Origin of the sequence: Bacillus sp. FSL K6-0972 (assembly GCF_037976035.1) — a bacterium.
Lineage (GTDB): Bacteria > Bacillota > Bacilli > Bacillales > Bacillaceae > Bacillus > Bacillus haynesii.
In genome coordinates this window covers 781768-800545 of record NZ_CP150260.1, presented here as the reverse complement: position 1 = coordinate 800545, position 18778 = coordinate 781768, and the positions used below count along the sequence as shown (strand labels likewise).

Annotated in this window: 16 protein-coding genes and 1 pseudogene; 3 read left to right on the top strand and 14 right to left on the bottom strand. The window is 44.7% G+C overall.

Going from position 1 to position 18778, the window contains the following annotated elements; all coding sequences use genetic code 11:
• Positions 1–31: 31 nt before the first annotated feature.
• The 7 genes and pseudogenes from MKX80_RS04000 to MKX80_RS03970 form a co-directional block, all read right to left on the bottom strand.
• A complete protein-coding gene (locus MKX80_RS04000) occupies positions 32–883 on the bottom strand; it encodes a methyl-accepting chemotaxis protein (protein WP_023855786.1) in 852 nt (283 codons plus the stop codon).
• Positions 884–899: 16 nt separating this feature from the next.
• On the bottom strand, positions 900–2357 hold the full coding sequence (locus tag MKX80_RS03995; protein WP_268342534.1) for an aldehyde dehydrogenase family protein: 1458 nt from the start codon (positions 2355–2357) through the stop codon (positions 900–902).
• A 157-nt stretch (positions 2358–2514) separates the two neighbouring features.
• Complete coding sequence (locus MKX80_RS03990; RefSeq protein WP_234112716.1) at positions 2515–2838, bottom strand: DUF2178 domain-containing protein; 324 nt, start codon at positions 2836–2838, stop codon at positions 2515–2517.
• Positions 2822–3031 carry a helix-turn-helix transcriptional regulator gene (locus MKX80_RS03985; RefSeq protein ID WP_020450493.1) on the bottom strand — a complete coding sequence of 70 codons (210 nt, stop codon included), beginning with the start codon at positions 3029–3031 and terminating at the stop codon, positions 2822–2824. Before MKX80_RS03985 ends, MKX80_RS03990 begins: the two co-directional genes overlap by 17 nt.
• Positions 3032–3176: 145 nt before the next feature.
• Complete coding sequence (locus MKX80_RS03980; RefSeq protein ID WP_154996464.1) at positions 3177–3896, bottom strand: YebC/PmpR family DNA-binding transcriptional regulator; 720 nt, start codon at positions 3894–3896, stop codon at positions 3177–3179.
• Between the two features lie 119 nt (positions 3897–4015).
• Positions 4016–4935: pseudogene (locus MKX80_RS03975) on the bottom strand (DMT family transporter); the annotation flags it as partial.
• A gap of 98 nt (positions 4936–5033) precedes the next feature.
• On the bottom strand, positions 5034–6455 hold the full coding sequence (locus MKX80_RS03970) for a PLP-dependent aminotransferase family protein (RefSeq protein ID WP_268324639.1): 1422 nt from the start codon (positions 6453–6455) through the stop codon (positions 5034–5036).
• Between the two features lie 137 nt (positions 6456–6592).
• On the opposite strand from MKX80_RS03970, the gene MKX80_RS03965 reads away from it, so the two are divergent.
• The 3 genes from MKX80_RS03965 (at position 6593) to MKX80_RS03955 (ending at position 10724) form a co-directional block, all read left to right on the top strand.
• Positions 6593–7480, top strand: coding sequence for a DMT family transporter (locus tag MKX80_RS03965; protein ID WP_216931133.1), 888 nt, complete (start codon positions 6593–6595; stop codon positions 7478–7480).
• A gap of 282 nt (positions 7481–7762) precedes the next feature.
• Positions 7763–9127, top strand: coding sequence for a glycoside-pentoside-hexuronide (GPH):cation symporter (locus MKX80_RS03960; RefSeq protein WP_216931033.1), 1365 nt, complete (start codon positions 7763–7765; stop codon positions 9125–9127).
• A gap of 22 nt (positions 9128–9149) precedes the next feature.
• Positions 9150–10724 (top strand): sugar hydrolase, encoded by a 1575-nt coding sequence (locus tag MKX80_RS03955; RefSeq protein WP_268328270.1) that lies wholly within the window; start codon positions 9150–9152, stop codon positions 10722–10724.
• On the opposite strand, the gene MKX80_RS03950 is transcribed toward MKX80_RS03955, so the two are convergent.
• From MKX80_RS03950 to MKX80_RS03920, 7 genes are all read right to left on the bottom strand, one after another.
• A complete protein-coding gene (locus MKX80_RS03950; RefSeq protein WP_216931037.1) occupies positions 10719–11702 on the bottom strand; it encodes a helix-turn-helix domain-containing protein in 984 nt (327 codons plus the stop codon). The genes MKX80_RS03955 and MKX80_RS03950 overlap by 6 nt on opposite strands.
• Positions 11703–11856: 154 nt before the next feature.
• The gene (locus tag MKX80_RS03945; protein WP_154998998.1) at positions 11857–12615 is read right to left on the bottom strand and encodes a class I SAM-dependent methyltransferase; all 759 of its coding nucleotides are present in this window, start codon (positions 12613–12615) and stop codon (positions 11857–11859) included.
• 164 nt (positions 12616–12779) lie between these two features.
• Positions 12780–12902 carry a PhrK family phosphatase-inhibitory pheromone gene (locus MKX80_RS03940; protein ID WP_268342533.1) on the bottom strand — a complete coding sequence of 41 codons (123 nt, stop codon included), beginning with the start codon at positions 12900–12902 and terminating at the stop codon, positions 12780–12782.
• The gene (locus MKX80_RS03935; protein WP_154999002.1) at positions 12899–14011 is read right to left on the bottom strand and encodes a Rap family tetratricopeptide repeat protein; all 1113 of its coding nucleotides are present in this window, start codon (positions 14009–14011) and stop codon (positions 12899–12901) included. The genes MKX80_RS03940 and MKX80_RS03935 overlap by 4 nt, the downstream gene beginning before the upstream one ends.
• 249 nt (positions 14012–14260) lie before the next feature.
• Positions 14261–15109, bottom strand: coding sequence for a PRD domain-containing protein (locus MKX80_RS03930; protein ID WP_154999004.1), 849 nt, complete (start codon positions 15107–15109; stop codon positions 14261–14263).
• Between the two features lie 29 nt (positions 15110–15138).
• Positions 15139–16605, bottom strand: a complete 1467-nt coding sequence (locus tag MKX80_RS03925) for a glycoside hydrolase family 1 protein (protein ID WP_276561374.1) — start codon at positions 16603–16605, stop codon at positions 15139–15141.
• Positions 16606–16610: 5 nt separating this feature from the next.
• Positions 16611–18476, bottom strand: coding sequence for a beta-glucoside-specific PTS transporter subunit IIABC (locus MKX80_RS03920; protein ID WP_268325264.1), 1866 nt, complete (start codon positions 18474–18476; stop codon positions 16611–16613).
• Positions 18477–18778 lie beyond the last annotated feature (302 nt).

Below are 18778 nucleotides of genomic sequence, written 5' to 3'. Positions count from 1 at the left end.
GACACATTGTCAGGCAGTTTTTTTTCTATATCTAGTCTTCAAAATGGTGTTCCGCCATCTTGGCGAGGTTTTGCGCGTTGCTGCTGATCTCCTGCATCGTGGCGGAAATTTGTTCAACGCCGGCGGCCTGGCCGCTCGTATGTTCATTGATGACTTCGATCGAATGCTCAAGGTCTTTCAATAACGCGTGGATTTTTTTTGTGATTTGGTCAATCTGACCGACGTTTTCTTTTGAGTGTGTCGCAAGCTTGCGGATTTCGTCGGCAACGACGGAGAACCCTTTTCCTGATTCACCGGCTCTCGCCGCTTCAATCGCCGCGTTCAGTCCGAGCAGGTTGCTTTGATCTGAAATGCCTTTTACGGTGACTGAAATTTTCTCGATTTCTCCGGCGCTTTCACTGACTTCTTTCGCCTGCTTGGAGATGTCGGACATTTGCCCGGAGAATCCGCTGACAGATTCGGCGATATCCTGAATGGCTGATGCCGTCTGCTCGACGATGACCGACAGGCTTTCCGCGACGCGGTGAAGCTGATCCGATTTTTCAAGGCTCGTGCCGAGCCCGACTCCGCCGATAACCCTTCCGTTCTCGTCGTGAAGCGGGATCGCTCTCGCCGCAAGAGGGAAGCCGAACAGCTCCTTAGGTACCATGCTCACTTTCTTTTTGTTTTGACGGATGGCGTCTGTAATAATATCGCCTTCCTGCAAAGGGTCACCCGCTTTGACATCAAGGGAAAATGTCTTTCCCGGAATGTTGACGATCAGCTTTTCAGTATCGTAAATCCCCACTGTCACATCGTCCTGGATCAGCTGATTCAGAAACGGCGCCACTTTCACAAAAGCATCCAGCAGCGGGTGGATGTCCGTTTTTACTGCTTCATTCATGTATCAAATCCTCCTTTTAATATGGAAAAATCCTTTTCTGGTGCTGGACGGAAATCCATTTTAATGTCGTAAATTCGTCAAGGCTCCACTCGCCGTTCAGCCTTCCGATCCCCGATTGCTTTTCACCGCCGAAAGCGACATGCGGCTCGTCGTTGATCGTGGTGTCATTGACATGGATCATGCCCGTCTCGATTTGCTTTGCGATGGCAACGCCGCGCTCCACATTTCCCGTATGTACGGCTCCGCTCAGTCCGAACGAAGTGTCATTCGCGATCTCAACCGCTTCTGCTTCGGTCTCAAACGGCATGACGCATACAACCGGGCCGAACAGCTCTTCCTTGGCGACAGACATATCAGGCGTGACATCCGCAAGAATCGTCGGCTCGACAAGATTGCCTTTAATATCGCCTTTGAGAAACGGTGTGGCGCCTTCTTCGATTCCTTTTTCAATCGATTTTCTTAAATGTTCAGCTTGGCGTTCATTAATGACAGGGCCGATCACAGTTTCAGGATCCAGCGGATCACCAGTTTTAAGCCCGGAGATTTTTTGACTGAACAGCTTTAAAAATTCCGGATACACTTCTTTTTGAACGAGAATCCGGTTGGCCGACATGCAAATTTGCCCTTGATGTGTGAAGCGGCTGAAAGCCGCGGCATTGACGGCGTATTCCAAATCGGCATCCTCGAGAACGATCAGTGCGCTGTTTCCGCCGAGCTCAAGCAGCGGTTTTTTGAAATGTTTGATCGCCAGCTGCCCGATATAGCTGCCGACCTTCGTTGATCCGGTAAACGAGATGATTCTCGGAATCGGATGCTCAACGAAGCTGTCGCCGATTTCCCCGATATCCGTGACGACAACATTCAGAAGTCCCCCCGGAAGACCGGCTTCTTCAAAAATCTTTGCAATCAGCGTGCCGCCGCAAATCGGTGTTTCTTCATGCGGCTTTAGGACAACGCCGTTCCCGGCGCCAAGCGCAGGCGCAACCGATTTTACAGATAAAAAGAACGGAAAGTTGAACGGACTGATGACGCCGACCACTCCCGCAGGAATGCGGTATATCCGATTTTCTTTCCCATCAACCGGTGAAGGGAGAATTTTGCCTTCCAATTTGAGCGGGAAGCCTGCCGCTTCTTTGATCAAATTAACGACAAGATCGATTTCAAAAGCTGCTTTCAGCCGTGTTCCGCCAAGCTCCTCCATAATGAGAAACACAATTGCTTCCCTATTGTCTTCAATATAAGCTGCGGCTTTTTCTAAAATCGCCCTTTTTTCATAGGGATTGACGCCATCCCATTTCTTTTTCGCCTCAAGCGCAGCTTTGTACGCCGCATCGACATCCTCCCGCGTCGCTTTCCGAAAAGAGGCAATCGTTTTATGGGTAAAAGGATTCAGATCGGCCAATACGCTTTCACTTTGGCCGTCTCTCCATTCCCCTCCTATGTATTGACGGTTGAGATCAGTCATTTGAATCATTCAGTCCATCTCCTATCAAACAGTTTTGGGAAAAGTTAGACTACATCATATGTATCGGCAGTCTTTCAAGAAAATTCAATCTTATGGGTCTTTTGGATATAAAAAAAGATTTCACCGACAAATCGGTAAAATCCGGATACAAGGGGAACAGCACCGCTTAATTTTTCTGCGCAAGGTAAACGGTTGTGATCAGCATTGATAAACATTGCAGGATATATAAACCTGTTATTAAGAAAAATGAAAAGGATATCCCTTGGAAAATGATCACCAACGCCCAGGCAATTAAAATGGCGGCCATTGTAATGTTCCAGGATAGCGCCTTAGCCTGATAGCTAATCTTCTGTTGACGTTCATCGAACAGCCTCTCTTTTTTGCCAATCCGTCTGTTTACGCTGTAAACAATTACGATCCCGAGCACGCCTATTCCTAAACCCGCTAAAGCGATCAATATGTTTGCCATCGTTTCAGTCAATATTTTCATCCCCCTCAAAAATAAATAAATCTTCAATCAGACATTCAAAAATTTGAGCCAGTTTATGCGCCAGAACGAGTGAAGGTTTATACTTTCCCTTTTCAAGGGAAATCACTGTTTGCCTTGACACATCGAGCCTTTTAGCCAATTCTTCTTGTGTCATGTTCAGCGAAGTGCGCTTTTCCTTTATTAACGTTTTCATCTTTCCTCCATTGGAAATGTAAAGTTTACTATACGTAAAGTATACTTAACAAACAATCAGATGTCAAGTTCACTTTACAAATAAAAAAGATAGACAAAACAGGCACTCGTCCTGTTCATCTATCCTTTTCCTCCCCGATTTCTTTTTACGCCCCTAAATCGACATTATGGTAAACTTGCTGAACGTCTTCCAAATCTTCCAGCGCGTCAATAAGCTTTTCAAACTGGGCGCGCGCATCCTCTGGAAGGGCGACGTCATTTTGCGCGAGCATGGTCAGCTCGGCCACCGTGAACTCTGTGATGCCGGCGTTTTGCAGCGCCTCCTGTACGGCGTGGAACTGATCGGGCTCAGCATAGACGATCACCGCATCGTCTTCTTCTAAAACATCACGGACATCGATATCCGCTTCCATCAATAATTCGAGCGTTTCATCAGCCATTTTGCCTTCAAAGCCGATGACGGCCGTCGGATCAAACATGTAAGCGACAGATCCGCTCACACCCATGTTTCCGCCGTTTTTGCCAAATGTGGAGCGCACATCAGCAGCCGTGCGGTTGACGTTGTTTGTCAACGCGTCAACGATCACCATCGCTCCGTTCGGACCGAAGCCTTCATAGCGTAGCTCGTCGTAATTTTCCTCAGAGCCGCCCTTCGCTTTTTCGATCGCCCGCTCAATAATCGCTTTCGGGACATTGTATGTTTTGGCGCGCTCAAGCACGAATTTCAGGTTCTGGTTCAGTTCGGGATCGGGCTCTCCCTGCTTTGCCGCCACATAGATTTCGCGGCCGAACTTGGCGTAGATTCGGCTCGTATTCGCATCCTTGGACGCTTTCTTCTCTTTTATATTGTTCCATTTACGGCCCATGATGTAACCACTCTCTTTCAACATTGAATCTTTCATTCACAAAATCTATTATACCGCAGGGCCGGGCGATTTCATCAAATTGATGCATCGAATTTACGACATTTTTTTGGAAATCCGCCCTAAGACGCGAGTTTTCCGCTGTTTTTCTTCTGCTCCTTCTTCACAACCGTGACAAAGATTCCGGCAATCACAAACACGCTTCCGATCAAATGAAGGAATGTGAATTGCTCCTTCAAAATGACGCCTGACAGCACAACGGCCGATACGGGGAGAACCGAAGTGAAAATCCCGGAAACGCTCGCCGGCACTTTCGTCACGCCATTGTACCACAAGTAAAAAGCAAGCACTGTAACAATTAGCGCATAATAAAGGACATATGACCAATCAAGAAGCCCGGGCCCGCTAAAATCAAACGAGACAGCCTCAATGACCGCAAACGGCAGAAAAAACAAAAAACCGAACAACGAAACAAACGCCGAAATCGCCAATGCGGAAATATGAGGCGACAGCAATTTCGCCATTAGCGTAAACATCGCTTCACCGATCACTGCGGCCGCGATTAACAGATTTCCTATCAATGCATAAGGGCTCCCCGCTTCGCCGCCGATCCCGAACAGGTTGATCGCCATCACGCCGATAACGGCGAGCACGATGCCGGCGGCCATTCTCTTTTCTATTTTTTCTTTTAATAAGAAGAAAGCCAAAACACCGACAGCCATCGGCGTCGTGCTCGTAATAATGCCGCTCTCCATCCCCGTCGTCAGCATAACCCCGTAAAGCATGCAGATGCTGAACAGAAAGACACCCGTAAAAGACTGCAGCAAAAGAATAAAGACATCTTTTTTCGAAAGAGCGGGAATGCCTTTCTCAATCCAAAAAGCAAGATCATTAAAACGGCAGCCGCGATAAAAAAACGAATGCCAGACGACAAAAACACCGGAATCGTCTTCACCATCAGCTTGCCGACAACAACCGAGCTCCCGACGATCGCCATGGCGAGAGCCAGAGAAAAATAAACCGACATTTGCTTACGCATGAGTTTTCTCCTGTCATGATGTATTTAAAATTCTTTTTAAGTTTAACAAAAATAAGGTAAAATTTATTTCTTTTGGAATAAATATTTTCAACACATTCACATCATCCAGACAGCATTTTAATCAGTCCGCTTAATTGCGTAATCCCTTTCTTCAGGTCTTCACAAGAAGCAAATGCATATGACAGCCTCATGTACTCGCCCCTTTCCTGTCCGTATATGGCCCCGGAATTAAAGAGAATTCCTTTTGAAAGTGCTTTGGCATAAAGAGTTTTCATCGATACCGGCGGCAATATCTTCAGCCAAATAAAGAAGCCGCCTGCTGGAACGCTCCATTTTGCGAGTCCTTCCAACTCTGTTTCTAACACATGCAACACAAAGTTTCTTCTTATTTTTAACTGTTCTCTGACGTTTTCCAAATGTTTCTGATAATGCCCAGATGTCAGCCATTCGGCTGCCACTCTCTGGGACAGTGAACTTGAGCCGTAGTCCGTCTGCATTTTAATATCTGATAAACGTTCAATGACCGGTTCCGGGCCGACGATCCAGCCGATTCTTAACCCCGGGCTCAACGTTTTCGAAAAACTGCCAATGTATAAGACGCGGCCGTTTTTGTCCATCGCTTTCATCGGAGCAGGCGGCGGGGCATCAATCCATAATTCGCGGTATATATCATCTTCAATGATAGGCAGCTGATGTTGTTTGCTGAAAGCCAGAATCTCTTCCCTCCGCTTTTTGGACATTAACACTCCGGTCGGATTTTGAAAACAAGGATTGGTATACAAAATCGCTCTCGCCCGCATGTTTGGTGTCATCTTGATGGTCTCTGGCATCAGGCCTTCTGCATCCATTTGCAATCCGGTCATCCTCATCCCTGCAGATTGAAAGACATGCAGAGAATAAAGGTAAGACGGCTGATCAAGAAAAACGGTTGATCCGCTTTGCAAAAGCCCCATTGCGATTAACTGCAATGCTTGCAGCGCACCGGAAACAATTAAGATAGAAGACGGGGAAGCGTGGATGCCGACCGTTTGTAAATAGCTGCTCAACGCCTCTCTTAAAGGAAGATAGCCTTTCGGCTCCTCATATCCAAAGGCATCCATGTTTTGAGCAACCTTCTCCATCATCCCCTTCATGATGTCCAGCGGAAACAAATCATTCGAAAGCTCGCCTTTGCTGAGCTGTATTAATGTTGAATTCGATTCAGATTGATTAATCTCTTGAACCGTTTTCCGGCTGGGCTGCTGGAATCCGGCTGCTACGTATTTATCCCAATCAGGCGTTGAATGTTTGGCCAACAATGTCCATGTATTGTTTATAACGATCGTGCCTTTCCCCATTCTGCCTTCTATTAATCCATCGGCTATTAATTCTTCCAAAGCTGTAATCACCGTGCTTCTATTCACACCGAAATGTTCTGCCAATGAACGCTGACTCGGAATTTTGGTGCCGATCGGCCATTCTCCATTTGCAATCTTCTCTTTTATAAATTGAATGATTTGTTTGTATTTTGGCACGCGGGGCATAAATGGATCTCCTTTTATCGATAAGTGGTTGGCTTTATATTCTTAAAACTGGTTGAAGCTATTTTATCAAACGTCTATTAAGATGGATACACACATTTAAACCGGTTGGTTTTTTTAAAAAAGGAGATTGAAAAATGATGAAGAAACAGAGGATGTACATCACGTTGTCATACTGCCTGATGATCGGCTTTTGGGCTTCGGCTTTTCCGGGGATTCGAGTGGGGCTGGAAGACTATACGCCTCAGCATCTCACACTGCTTCGTCTGCTGTCAGGTTCTTCGGCTTTAATATTGCTGGCGGCTGCCGTTCGGATGCGCCTGCCGGAAGCAAAGGACATCCCTATCATTTTGCTGCTCGGTATTTTAGGTTTTTCCGCCTACCACACATTGCTCAATTTAGGCGAGGAAACGGTCAGCGCCGGAGTAGCAAGTCTCATGGTCACGACAACGCCTATTTTTTCAGCATTGTTAGCGAGGCTGTTTTTCGCAGAACGATTTGGTGCAGCGAAATGGATCGGATCAGGGATCAGCTTTTTAGGCGTCATGCTTATTTCACTCGGCGCCGGAAACTTTGAAAACACGGCGGCTGGGATGTTGTTCATTTTACTGGCCGCGATATGTGAGAGCATCTATTTCGTTTTTCAAGAACGCTACATTCAGAAATACGGTTTTATCCCTTTTGTTTCATACGCGATTTGGGGAGGAACCATCCCAATGCTGTTCTTTTTACCCGGGCTATTCGAAGAGCTTTGTCATGCTTCCATTCAATCTACTTCAAGTGTCGTTTATTTAGGATTGCTTCCTACCGTTGTCCCCTATTTTGCGCTTGCTTATATCACCTCACACAGAGGATCATCAGAAGCCGCGGTTTCGCTTTATTTAACGCCAGCTGCAACACTTTTCATATCATGGGTATGGATAGGCGAAGTTCCCGCTTTTCTATCACTGGCCGGGGGAATCATAACGATAGGCGGCGTACTTTATACATACAGGAAAACGAAAAATACCATTTGCAAACTCGAATAATTTAATTCTGCTTATCTCCCAGAAAACTAGAAAGGATGTCCGGACTCGGGGGCATCCTTTTTCGTCCTTTGGTGAAAAAGTTCATTAAAAGCTGCTTCATCCCGCTGCTTCTTTTCGGCTTCTTATATTCCGGTTTATTCTTTTAAAACCTGTAAAAAGCGTAATTTATTCTGTAATAAGTTCATTGCCAATTAATATTGTAAGCGCTTTAATTATATTGGAAGAAGGCAAGCGGCCGCATAACCCTTCCATCTGAAAAAAGATAAGATTGGAGGAACACTAATGGCATCGACAGTATCTGTTTGGCGGCAGCGCATTGGATACGGCGCCGCCGATCTTTCCTGCAATTTAATATGGCAGATGATCACGCTTTACCTCTTGTTTTACTATACGGATGTCGCAGGGCTCGCGGCTGCCCATGTCAGCTTGCTCTTTTTGCTGACGAGATTTGTGGACGGGATTACTGATGTCCTGATGGGCGTCGTCATCGACAAAACCAATACACGCTGGGGAAAATCGAGACCCTACTTTTTAATCGGCGCGATTCCGTTCGGCCTCTTGGCAGTACTGACGTTTTTAGTGCCCGATGTCGGAGAAGCGGGCAAGCTTGTTTACGCTTATATCACGTATATCGGGTTGTCGGCGGCGTATACGATGGTCAATATTCCGATGGCTTCGATTTTGCCGAGCTTGACGAGCGACACCAATGAACGGACGACGCTTGCAACGGTTCGGATTGTCTTTGCGCTGATCGGAGCGACGGCAGTCAGCGCGCTTACGCTTCCGATGGTCGATGCGCTCGGCGGCGGCTCTCAAGCTCAAGGGTTCTTCTGGACAATGCTGATATTCGCCGTCATCGGGATGTTGCTGTTCTTTTTTACATTTAAAAATGTTGAGGAAAAGGTTAAGATCAGGCGGCAAAAAGTGACGCTGAAAACGTCGTTTTCCGGATTGAAAGGGAATAAACCGTGGTACATCTTCATGCTCAATATCGTTTTTATGTGGGGTTCATATTTTCTTCAGCAAGCGACTTTAATCTACTTTTTCACTTATAATATCGGCCGTCCCGATTTGGCAAGCGTCATCGCCACAATCAGTGCATTCGTTCCGGTTTTCGGCACGCTGATGACACCGCTCTTCGCGCGGATAATGTATAAGCGTACATTATTCATGACCGCAAGCGCCATCAATCTCGCTGGAATTATTGTCATGCTGATTGCAAATGTAAATGTTGCGGGTTTGATCATCGGCGCTGTGATTGCTGCATCAGGCTACGGACTCAGGCAGGCGATCTATTTTTCGATGCAGGCCGACCCGGTCGACTACGGCGAATGGAAAACAGGCATCAACGCATCCGGGTTGATGATGGCACTAAACGGATTTATGGGAAAATTAACGTTTGCGTTCGCCGGGGCGTTGTCGGGCATGCTCCTGACATGGGGCAGCTACGTACCGAACCAGACGCAGCCCGACTCGGCGCTTTTGGCCATCCAACTGGGCTATTTAATCATTCCTGCCATTTTGGTTGTATTTTCAATGATCACGATGTGCTTTTACAACTTGGATAAAATGTATCCTCAAATACGGGCCGAACTTGACGTACGCAGCCAAAAAGCCGAAACCGATGACCATCAGACCGCACTCTAGCCAGAAATGAGGGATATTCACGATGAACAAACAGAAAATTCAAACAAACAAAAGAACGATTAAACGAAATGAAAATTTCATTAAAACCGCAGAGCAATTAAAGCCGGAGCTCCTGCAAACCGTCGCGCACCCGGATCATTTTGCCGCAATCTCTGAAGATCCGTCAGCCATACACGGATGGCGGATCCATCATACAGCCCCCGCCGCGGAGCTTGCCGGCCGCGATTACGGTAAAGGCGATCATTTTATTCTCGATTTTGGCACACACCTTGTCGGCTTTATCAGCATGTTCATCAAACCTGTCGGCAGTCCCCCGGATGCCCCGCTCCGTCTGCGGCTGACTTTCGGAGAAATGCCGGTTGAAATGGCTGAGCCGTTCTCTCAATATAACGGATGGATCAGCAGCTCATGGCTGCAGGAAGAAACGATTTATATCGATATCATGCCGGGGCTTGTCGAGCTGCCGCGCCGCTACAGTTTCCGCTATGTGAAGTTCGAAGTTCTGGATACATCGCCTAAATACCGGGTGGCCTTTGAGGAAATCGCATGCAGGACAGTAACTTCCGCCGACAACTCGCGCGTCAAACCGCTCATTCACGAAGACGAAATGATGCGTGAGATCGACAAGGTGAGCGTCAAAACACTGCAAAATTGCATGCAAGATGTGTTTGAAGACGGACCGAAGCGGGACCGGCGTTTATGGCTCGGCGACTTGCGCCTGCAGGCTTTGGCTAATTACGAAACCTTTCAGCACGATAAGCTCGTCAAGCGCTGTTTGTATTTGTTTGCGGGCCTGCCCGATGAAAACGGCCAGGTTGCCGCCAATTTATATACCGCACCGGCATATATTGCGGATGACACGTATTTTTTCGACTATTCTCTGCTGTTTGTCACCACGCTGCATGATTACTATTTTGCCGCAGAAGACCTTAGCACTCTTGTTGAACTGTGGCCAACTGCATTCAGACAAATTGAAATTGCGCTTGATCGTTTGGACGACGACGGCCTCGTCAAAGACGATGATTCGTGGTATTCATTTATTGACTGGCATGAAAAGCTTAACAAGCAGGCAGCTTCACAAGGAGTCTTAATTTATGCAATGAAACAGGCGCTGAAGCTGGCAGAAGTTTTGAAGAGCGACAAGGGGCGCTTCTTACAAAAACAGCTGCAAGAAACTTCATCTGTCGCAATTGCTCATTTATGGGATAAACAAATGGGTTATTTCCTCAGCGGAAAGGAAAAGCAGATCTCATGGGCAAGCCAGATTTGGATGGTGTTGGCGGAAGTGCTGCCCGAAGCGGAAAATCGCCAGCTCATGCAGCGGCTACTGTCAGAACAGCCCGGCATCGGCCTGACAACGCCGTATATGCACCATTATTTGGTCGAAGCGCTTATTCAAGTCGGCGAAAAGGAACAAGCTGTCAGCCATATCAAGGGCTACTGGGGGGAAATGATCAAAGACGGCGCGGATGCATTTTGGGAAGCGTACGATCCAAACGACAAATCATTTTCGCCGTACGGAAGCCAGTTAATCAACAGCTATTGCCATGCCTGGAGCTGCACGCCGTCCTATTTCATCCGAAAATTTCATTTATAAACCTTTTCGATAGCGATTCGGCGTCACTCCAAAATGCTTTTTAAACGTACGATAAAAATAGCCTAAATTTTCATAGCCAACCTTGCAAGAAATTTCATCAATCGTTTTTCCGGTTTTTCTCAGCATCGCGGCTGCGCGAATCATCCGCTGCATCTGCACCAGCTCGACAAATGTTTGACCTGTCCGTTCTTTCAGCATATTGCCCAAGTAATTCGGATTAAAACTAAACGCTTTCGCCAACGTCGTCAAGGTGCAGTCGCGGTAATGCTGTTCAATATAATGCAGAATCTCGATGATGCTGCTTTTACCGCCTGTACGTGCGAATTCAAAGTTTTTATCGACTTGATACACTCTCATTAATTCGGTAAACATGACGGGAATGTAGTAATTCAGCATCTCAAACGAATAATCCTGCGGATCAAAAAACTCGCACAGCATATTTTTTAAGATATATTGCAAATTGCCATTGTCCTGTGAGTGAAACAAAATATAGCGGTCATGGGATTGATCTTCCAAAACGGCATTCGCCAAAAAATTTGAAACGATTCCCGTATTGTGAAGAAGACCAAAAAAGGCCGACGAAAACGTTTCTTTTTTCATGATGATATTAACTAAAATATCATTTTCGCCAAGCGCTGGAATGCTGTGCGGCACATCTTGGTCAAGCAGGCAAACCTGTCCCTTTGCCAGCTTGATTTCCTGCCCGTTCACGATTTGCCGGCATTCGCCTGAGTAAATATAATTGATTTCTATAAATGAATGCGTATGGAGGGGCATATCCGCAAAACGGTGATGTTTGCTGATAAAAATCGGCCCTTTATCAAAAAAATAGTTTTCCTGTAAACGGGGAATATCACTGTCGTTCTCCACAAGCAGCTCCTTGCCGTCAAAGTCGGGAACATTTTCCCCCGTCTTGATTTGGATTTTTTCAATCAGGTCTAATTGGCGCAGGTAGCGGTCTAATTGGCGGTGGTTCATGATGGCGGCCTCCATAGTTGGTTTGGCGGGGAGAATATAATCGCCTGCGGACGGATTTACAATCGTATGCCTTTAAAGATTCGACTTGATTCCTGGTACTCCTTCTGTAGAATGAAAAAGAGCCTTTTCGAATGTCAAAAGGCTCTTTTGCTTCTTAAATCGCTTCCGCTAAAATCATAAACCGGTACTGTGTGACGTCAAAATAACCCTTTTCTTCGATCATTTTATGAATCTCGTACAATTCATCCTTGTATTGATTCACTTCAAAACCGGGCGCCTGCCAGGGAATGGCTTTCAAATAATAGACCAGAGCCCCAATATCATAAAACCTTTGAGTCGGACACTCTTCTCTGCTTTTTAAAATCTTAAAATCATGCTTTTCCATCTCTTTTAACGCTGTTTCCAAGTCCCAATCCTTAAATTCTTCATTTAGCGGCACACCAAGTTTTTCATTTATTTCTTCGCAATCAAGCCCGCCGACTTGCTGAGTGAGAAACCGTCCTCCTTTTGAAAGGATTCTCCTCACCTCTTGTACTGAATATGATTCGTGTTTATTGATGATCAGGTCAAATTGGTCGGATTCAAATGGAAGATCTTCATCATCATCAATTTGAACGACCTGAACCCCTAAAGGCGTCAATCGTTCCTTTGCGACTGGCACATTTGGCAAATAACATTCAGTAGCGTATGCTGACGAAGGAAACGGCCCCAATTTCGATAAAAATTCTCCGCCGCCTGTCCCCATATCCAACATTGATTCGGAATCCTGGATAAGAGACAGAGCCATGCTTCCGTATGACCATGAAAGCAGGTCGCTTTTCATTCGTCCTGTGTCTTCAATGAAAGAAAAATCCCAGCCGCTGAAAGGCTTATCTGCGTGTTTTAAAAATAATAAAAATGTTTTGTCATTCATGATATTCCCCTCCAATTTTAATGTTTTAATATGTTTTAAACGATTGGAGGGCCTCTCGCGAATATGGAAGGTTTTTATATCTCATGCTCTAGCAGATTCATTGTAATTCCACACCCCGTTTCATGATTTAAAAAAGAAGCCCTGTAAAAGGACTTCAGCGAACATTAACCCCCAACCGGCAGCTCCGCTGTTTGAATGCCGCCTGACGCCTGATTGTGGCTTTGGGATAAAGCAGCTCCGCCTAAGACCATAGCAGTTAACGACAAGCAAAGAATCAATTTTTTCATGACAATACCTCACTCCCTAATGATCTCATTTTGTTTTCGGCTTTCATGAATATTTTAACAAATTCCAGCGCTTTCTTGTCATCTCCTTTTTTCTCAAAATAGCTTGAAATGAGCAAAGAAAGGTCGCAGACACCGTCTAAATCATTCATCTCGTCCAAGGAATGGATGTCGTCTTTGATGCTTTTTACGTTTTCATGGCAATACAGCTCATAAATAATATTTATTTTCTTTTCATAATGCTTATTCCCGTTTTTCTTTAATTCCTCCTGTCCTTTTTTATAATAGAACAGGGCCGCTTCTGTTTCGCCGATTTTGAAAAACTCTCTGATCAGCATGTAAAGCGAGTTGATATAGTAGTATGACTCGCACCATTCGGCGTTGCTCAAAGCATGCTGGACGGCGAGAATGCATTCCTGAGACCGGCCGGAATTGGAATACAGAATGCTGATATTGTGATGAAGCATCGCTTCTAAAAACGAATCGTCAATCTTTTTGGAAATTTCAATCGATTCTTCAAAGTACTTCTCCGCATCTTTAAAGCGCTGCATCTGCATGTAATTTGTCCCCATCACAACCTGGGAAATCGCCAGCTTTTTTTCGTACCCGTCATGCATTTTGTAAATATTCATCGCGTCTCTCGCATAATTGAGAGAAACCGCATTTTGCCGGAGAGACATATACAGCCAGGACACTTTAAAATAAAACTCGGCCGCTTCAATCTGATCGGGCACCTTCGCCAGTTTTTTCTCGGCAACCTTGTACAGGCTGATCGCCCGCTCAACATTCTTGTTGTACGCTTCATGCATCGCCTCAAAAAAATAGAAATAGTAATCGATCATATGATCCGTCTGCTCGATGCACTCGATCTGCGAATCATTAAAATAAGACTCCCGCGGCAGCCGCTCTCCCCTCGCATCATAAAGCATCATCCGGTACCGCTCCTCAAGAAGCGAAAAATAAGCCAGCACATTCTGATCCTCTTCCATCTCGGAAAACATCGACTTCGCCTCATCAAAAAGATGCTTTGCCTGCTCAGTATCGTGCTTTTTAATGGCCAAATGGAATTCGTTCAACACCCCCGCAACCACCTCTGAAGCGACCTTGCTCATGCCGAACCCCCCTCTTTCTCTTTAAGATTGTTCTCTATCTTTAACATGATCTTATCACACGTGTAAATTTTTGTAATGACCTTTTGTCAATTAGTAATCTGTTTTTGTCAACAATTGAAAAAGCCTTTTGTTGTCAATTTCAACTGTTGGTAGTGATCAACAACTCATCTTGCCTATAAACAAAAAACGCTCCTTCTTTTTCAAAAACAAGAAACCACTCGCCTTCCACAAAGGCAAGTGGTTCTTCATTTATTTTAATTGCTGATAAGAAATCAATCGATGAATATGGACTGCCAAGTATGTCAGTTCATCATTCGGAATGACGTTTCCGTGTACCTGCTTGATATAATCCTTAATTTTGAAAGCTACATCCATTGCTTGCGGATATAAATTAGCAATTTGCTCAAATAATTCATTCTCCTGATTTGCCAGCAATTTATCAGCGTAAAATCTTTCAACGAAAAATTTAACGTGTGTGATAAATCGGCTGTAGTGGATGTTTTCTTGATCTAATTTCATGTTTAATGTGTAACGGACAAGGTTGACAATGCTCCCGATCATTTTTGCATATTTCATTCCATCTTTTGACTCTGTCTCTTCACCTAATGCATTGATTAAGTGGAACGCAATATTTGCCGCTTCCTCTTTCGGCAATTGGATCCCAAATGTTTCATTAATGAGCTGAAGCGCATAATTCCCTGCCTCAAACTCTTCCGTATAGTAGTTTTTAATTTCCCAGTAGACGCGATTCGTAATATTGATGTTCTTTTTATAACGCTCTACTGCAAAATTCAAGTGATCCATTAATGTGAAGTATACACCGGAATTTAGCTTTGTTTTTAATCTTTCTTCTGCATGCTGAACAATTTGCTGGGTCAATTCAATAAATTCTTGCGGAATTGAATCCAACAGTTGGAGAAATTCCTTTGCCTTCATATTGTCTACTGGCATAAAGACTTGATCAGCCTGTTTTTCTTCAATCATATTCCCAGGTTTTCGTCCGTAACCGATGCCCCTGCCGCATAAAACCATCTCCTGTCGGTTCTGGTCTACAGCCAGTACCACACTCGAGTTTAAAACTTTTTTTATTTTAAACATCGCCATCACCTTTTCATGAATGCGGTTTTTTAGTCTAATACTTCTCCGTTTGTCTCAATCACTTTCTTATACCAGTAGAATGAATCTTTACGTGAGCGCTTCAATGTCCCGTTGCCATCGTCATCTTGATCAACATGGATAAATCCATATCGTTTGGACATTTGAGATGTTCCCGCACTAATAATGTCAATGGGTCCCCAGCTGGTATATCCAAAGAGATCAACACCTTCTTCAATGGCTTCTTTCATCTGACGGAAATGCTCTCTGAAATAGCTAATACGATAGTCATCATGGATCGATCCATCGCTTTCGACAACATCTTTCGCACCCATACCGTTCTCCACAATAATGAGAGGTTTTTGATAGCGATCATACAATTCAATGAGCGAAATCTTTAAGCCGACCGGATCGATTTGCCAACCCCAATCTGTTGACGGCAAATATGGATTTTTCACACCGCGAATCGTATTGCCATCTGTTTTTTCCAGCCCCTCCTGTGCAGATTCTGTCAGGGACATATAGTAGCTAAACGAAACGAAGTCTACCGTATGTTCTTTCAAAATGGCAAGATCGTCCGCTTCCATCTTAATATTGATATTTTTTCGTTCCAGCATGCGTTTGATCAATGGCGGATATTCGCCAAACACTTGAACATCTGCATAGAAATAGTTATCAAGGTTTTGCTTCAGTGCGCGTTCTACATCATTCGGATGACAAGTGTGCGGGTATGTCGTGAGTTTTGTTAGCATACATCCCACCTGACTGCCGGGAATGATGCGATGACAATCTGCAGTCACAAGAGCGGATGCCACAAATTGATGGTGCAATGCTTGATAAACCGTTTCCTCTATTTTCCCTTCAGGACAGCGATCAGGAATGATTCCCGCTGTAATGAAAGAATGGCGATGTATACTGTCAATTTCATTAAAGGTAAGCCAGTATTTTACGACATCTTTATAGCGTTCAAAACACACATTTGCGAACTTCACAAAGAGATCGATCACTTTTCTTTCAACCCATCCGTTGTATTTCACACTAAGTGCTAATGGCATTTCATAATGTGACAGAGTCACGATCGGTTCAATGTTATGTTTTTTCATTTCTTGAAACAGACGATCATAAAACTGAAGGCCTTTCTCGTTCGGCTCAGCTTCTTCTCCTGTCGGGAAAATTCGGCTCCATGCAATCGATATACGCAATGTTTTAAAACCCATTTCTGCAAAGAGAGCCAAATCTTCTTTATAGTGATGATAAAAGTCAATCCCTCTGCGCTTCGGATATTTTTTTACGTCTGGGTCTTTCATTGCACGATCAATGTTTTCAGAAGAAACAGCAAGGTGTCCTTCATAATCTTCTACACTCAAATTCGAACGGTACATGGCAATATCAGCAACAGACGGTCCTTTTCCATCAACATTCCAGGCTCCTTCTGCTTGGTTTGCGGCAATCGCCCCGCCCCATAAAAAGTCTTTCGGAAATCCTTTTGTTTTTGTCATCATGATTACCCTCCTAATTGTGTAACAACCATCAATGTATCTTGACGATTGACCTCTTTTAATTGCGTGACTTTTATATCATATTGATCCGTATTCGTAATAACTGCTAGTGTAACTGGATCATAACCTGCTTCTTTAATTTTCTCCAGTTCAAATTGAATGAGCAGATCACCCGCTTTGACTTGATCCCCCACTTTTACCAATGGTTTAAAGAACTTGCCCTCTAGCTGAACGGTGTCGATTCCAATGTGGAAAAGAACCTCAACTCCGTTTGCTGTTTTCATACCGAGTGCATGGTTTGTTTCAAAGAGAAGAGAAATCTCGCCATCTATCGGTGCATATAGTTCACCCTTTGAAGGAATAATGGCAATTCCTTCTCCCATTACCTTTGAAGAGAATATGTCATCTTCTACATCAGACAGTGAAATCATTTGACCGATGACTGGACTTTTGAACGTCTCATCTGCGCCAAGTTTTTCAGCGAAAACACCTGGCTCTGCTTCTTTTTTCTTTTCTTCTATCTTTCGATCTTTTCCGAAAATAAAGGCAGCAGCAAAAGCAACAACAAATGAGATGCCAAAACCGATAACTGCAAACATGAAGTTGCGCGGAAGCTCGTCAGATATGAACATCGACATACTTGCAAGACCAGGTCCAACAAGAACAAACGCTTGAAGTCCGACAAGTCCAACGAAGATGCCGCCGGTGAAAGAACCGATTATGACACTGCTCAGCACACGTTTATTTTGTAATGTCACCCCGTATAATGCCGGTTCGGTAATGCCAAAGAATGCAGAAATCCCTGCGGAAATGGCAGTTGAACGGAGCACTTTATCTTTTGTACGAAGGGCAATTGCGAAACACGCCCCACTTTCAGCGAGATTATGTGCAAGTGATGCAGGCAAGTAAAGTGCTTCTTTTCCGAGATTGCCCATTGTTGTTACAGCGTAAGGCACCATCGCTTTGTGCATCCCTGATGCCACCATAAATGGAAGGACTGCTGCCAGGAACGCAACTGCAACCCAGCCTACTTTATCAAACATAGCAAGGATGAGTGCTGTGAAGCCTTGCCCTGCTGTAAAACCGATTGGTCCCAGCAACAGGAGAGTGATCGGAACTGTAATAACCAAAGACATCATCGGTACGAAGAAGATACGAATGGGTTTTGGCGAAATACGAGTAAACCATTTTTCCATCTGTGCATACAACAGGACAGATAAAATCGCCGGAAACACCTGATAGGCATACGCAATATTTTTCACATCGAATGAAAATAATTGAGCGCCTTCTGTCAGCATCGCCGTCATGTTTGGCAGAATAAGAGCGCCGACTGCCGATAATGCAACAAGCGGATTCACTTTTAGCTTATTGGCTGTCGTCACGGCTACCAGCAATGGCAGGAAGTAAAGCGGCGCATCGCCAACCATATTTAAAATCTGATACGTTTGCCCTTTGGCATCAATTAATCCGAATAGCGATAATAGGAGGAGAAACGATTTTAAAATCCCTCCACCCGCAATGGCTGGAACAAGCGGTTGAAAAACACCGACAATGAAGTCTAATAGTACAGTCCCCACTTTTCGCTTTTCCTTCGGCTGATGGGAAGACCCATTTTGTTCAGAAGGTGATCCTCCGAGAAGGCCAGTCAATTTCTCATAGACTTCAATGACATCGTTTCCAATTACAACCTGGCATTGGCCCGACATACGGACAGCGATGACACCTGGTGTTTTCTCAAGTGCCGGTACATCTGCCTTGTTTTGATCAATCAATGTAAAACGGAGTCGTGTCGAACAATGCTCCAAGTGGGCAATATTCTCTTTACCGCCGACATGCTGCAATACGTCTCTTGCTGTTTGTGTGTAATTCACTGTTTCTCCCCCTTTTCTAAAACATGAGACCTATATTTAGGCAATAAAAAAAGGACCTAAACCGACAAATTAAAAAATTTATCGGTTTTAGATCCTGCCTGCATGACCAGTCACATGTCTAATTTATCAATATTGGATTTGATTAAAGTATATATCGGTTTTATGAAAGCGTCAACATTTATTTTGGTTTTTTCGGAAGAAGGAAATTTCTTGGTCGAATGGCCTGCATTTATTCTCAATGGCGATGATAAATATCTTCAAGTACCCGCAAATCGTGTGCCAAGACTCCAGGTTTACAGACA

What these genes read in the sequence shown, in the direction of transcription:
- MKX80_RS04000 (WP_023855786.1), bottom strand. Translation starts at nt 883, where the DNA reads ATGAATGAAGCAGTAAAAACGGACATCCACCCGCTGCTGGATGCTTTT.
- MKX80_RS03995 (WP_268342534.1), bottom strand. Translation starts at nt 2,357, where the DNA reads ATGATTCAAATGACTGATCTCAACCGTCAATACATAGGAGGGGAATGG.
- MKX80_RS03990 (WP_234112716.1), bottom strand. Translation starts at nt 2,838, where the DNA reads ATGAAAATATTGACTGAAACGATGGCAAACATATTGATCGCTTTAGCG.
- MKX80_RS03985 (WP_020450493.1), bottom strand. Translation starts at nt 3,031, where the DNA reads ATGAAAACGTTAATAAAGGAAAAGCGCACTTCGCTGAACATGACACAA.
- MKX80_RS03980 (WP_154996464.1), bottom strand. Translation starts at nt 3,896, where the DNA reads ATGGGCCGTAAATGGAACAATATAAAAGAGAAGAAAGCGTCCAAGGAT.
- MKX80_RS03970 (WP_268324639.1), bottom strand. Translation starts at nt 6,455, where the DNA reads ATGCCCCGCGTGCCAAAATACAAACAAATCATTCAATTTATAAAAGAG.
- MKX80_RS03965 (WP_216931133.1), top strand. Translation starts at nt 6,593, where the DNA reads ATGAAGAAACAGAGGATGTACATCACGTTGTCATACTGCCTGATGATC.
- MKX80_RS03960 (WP_216931033.1), top strand. Translation starts at nt 7,763, where the DNA reads ATGGCATCGACAGTATCTGTTTGGCGGCAGCGCATTGGATACGGCGCC.
- MKX80_RS03955 (WP_268328270.1), top strand. Translation starts at nt 9,150, where the DNA reads ATGAACAAACAGAAAATTCAAACAAACAAAAGAACGATTAAACGAAAT.
- MKX80_RS03950 (WP_216931037.1), bottom strand. Translation starts at nt 11,702, where the DNA reads ATGAACCACCGCCAATTAGACCGCTACCTGCGCCAATTAGACCTGATT.
- MKX80_RS03945 (WP_154998998.1), bottom strand. Translation starts at nt 12,615, where the DNA reads ATGAATGACAAAACATTTTTATTATTTTTAAAACACGCAGATAAGCCT.
- MKX80_RS03940 (WP_268342533.1), bottom strand. Translation starts at nt 12,902, where the DNA reads ATGAAAAAATTGATTCTTTGCTTGTCGTTAACTGCTATGGTCTTAGGC.
- MKX80_RS03935 (WP_154999002.1), bottom strand. Translation starts at nt 14,011, where the DNA reads ATGAGCAAGGTCGCTTCAGAGGTGGTTGCGGGGGTGTTGAACGAATTC.
- MKX80_RS03930 (WP_154999004.1), bottom strand. Translation starts at nt 15,109, where the DNA reads ATGTTTAAAATAAAAAAAGTTTTAAACTCGAGTGTGGTACTGGCTGTA.
- MKX80_RS03925 (WP_276561374.1), bottom strand. Translation starts at nt 16,605, where the DNA reads ATGACAAAAACAAAAGGATTTCCGAAAGACTTTTTATGGGGCGGGGCG.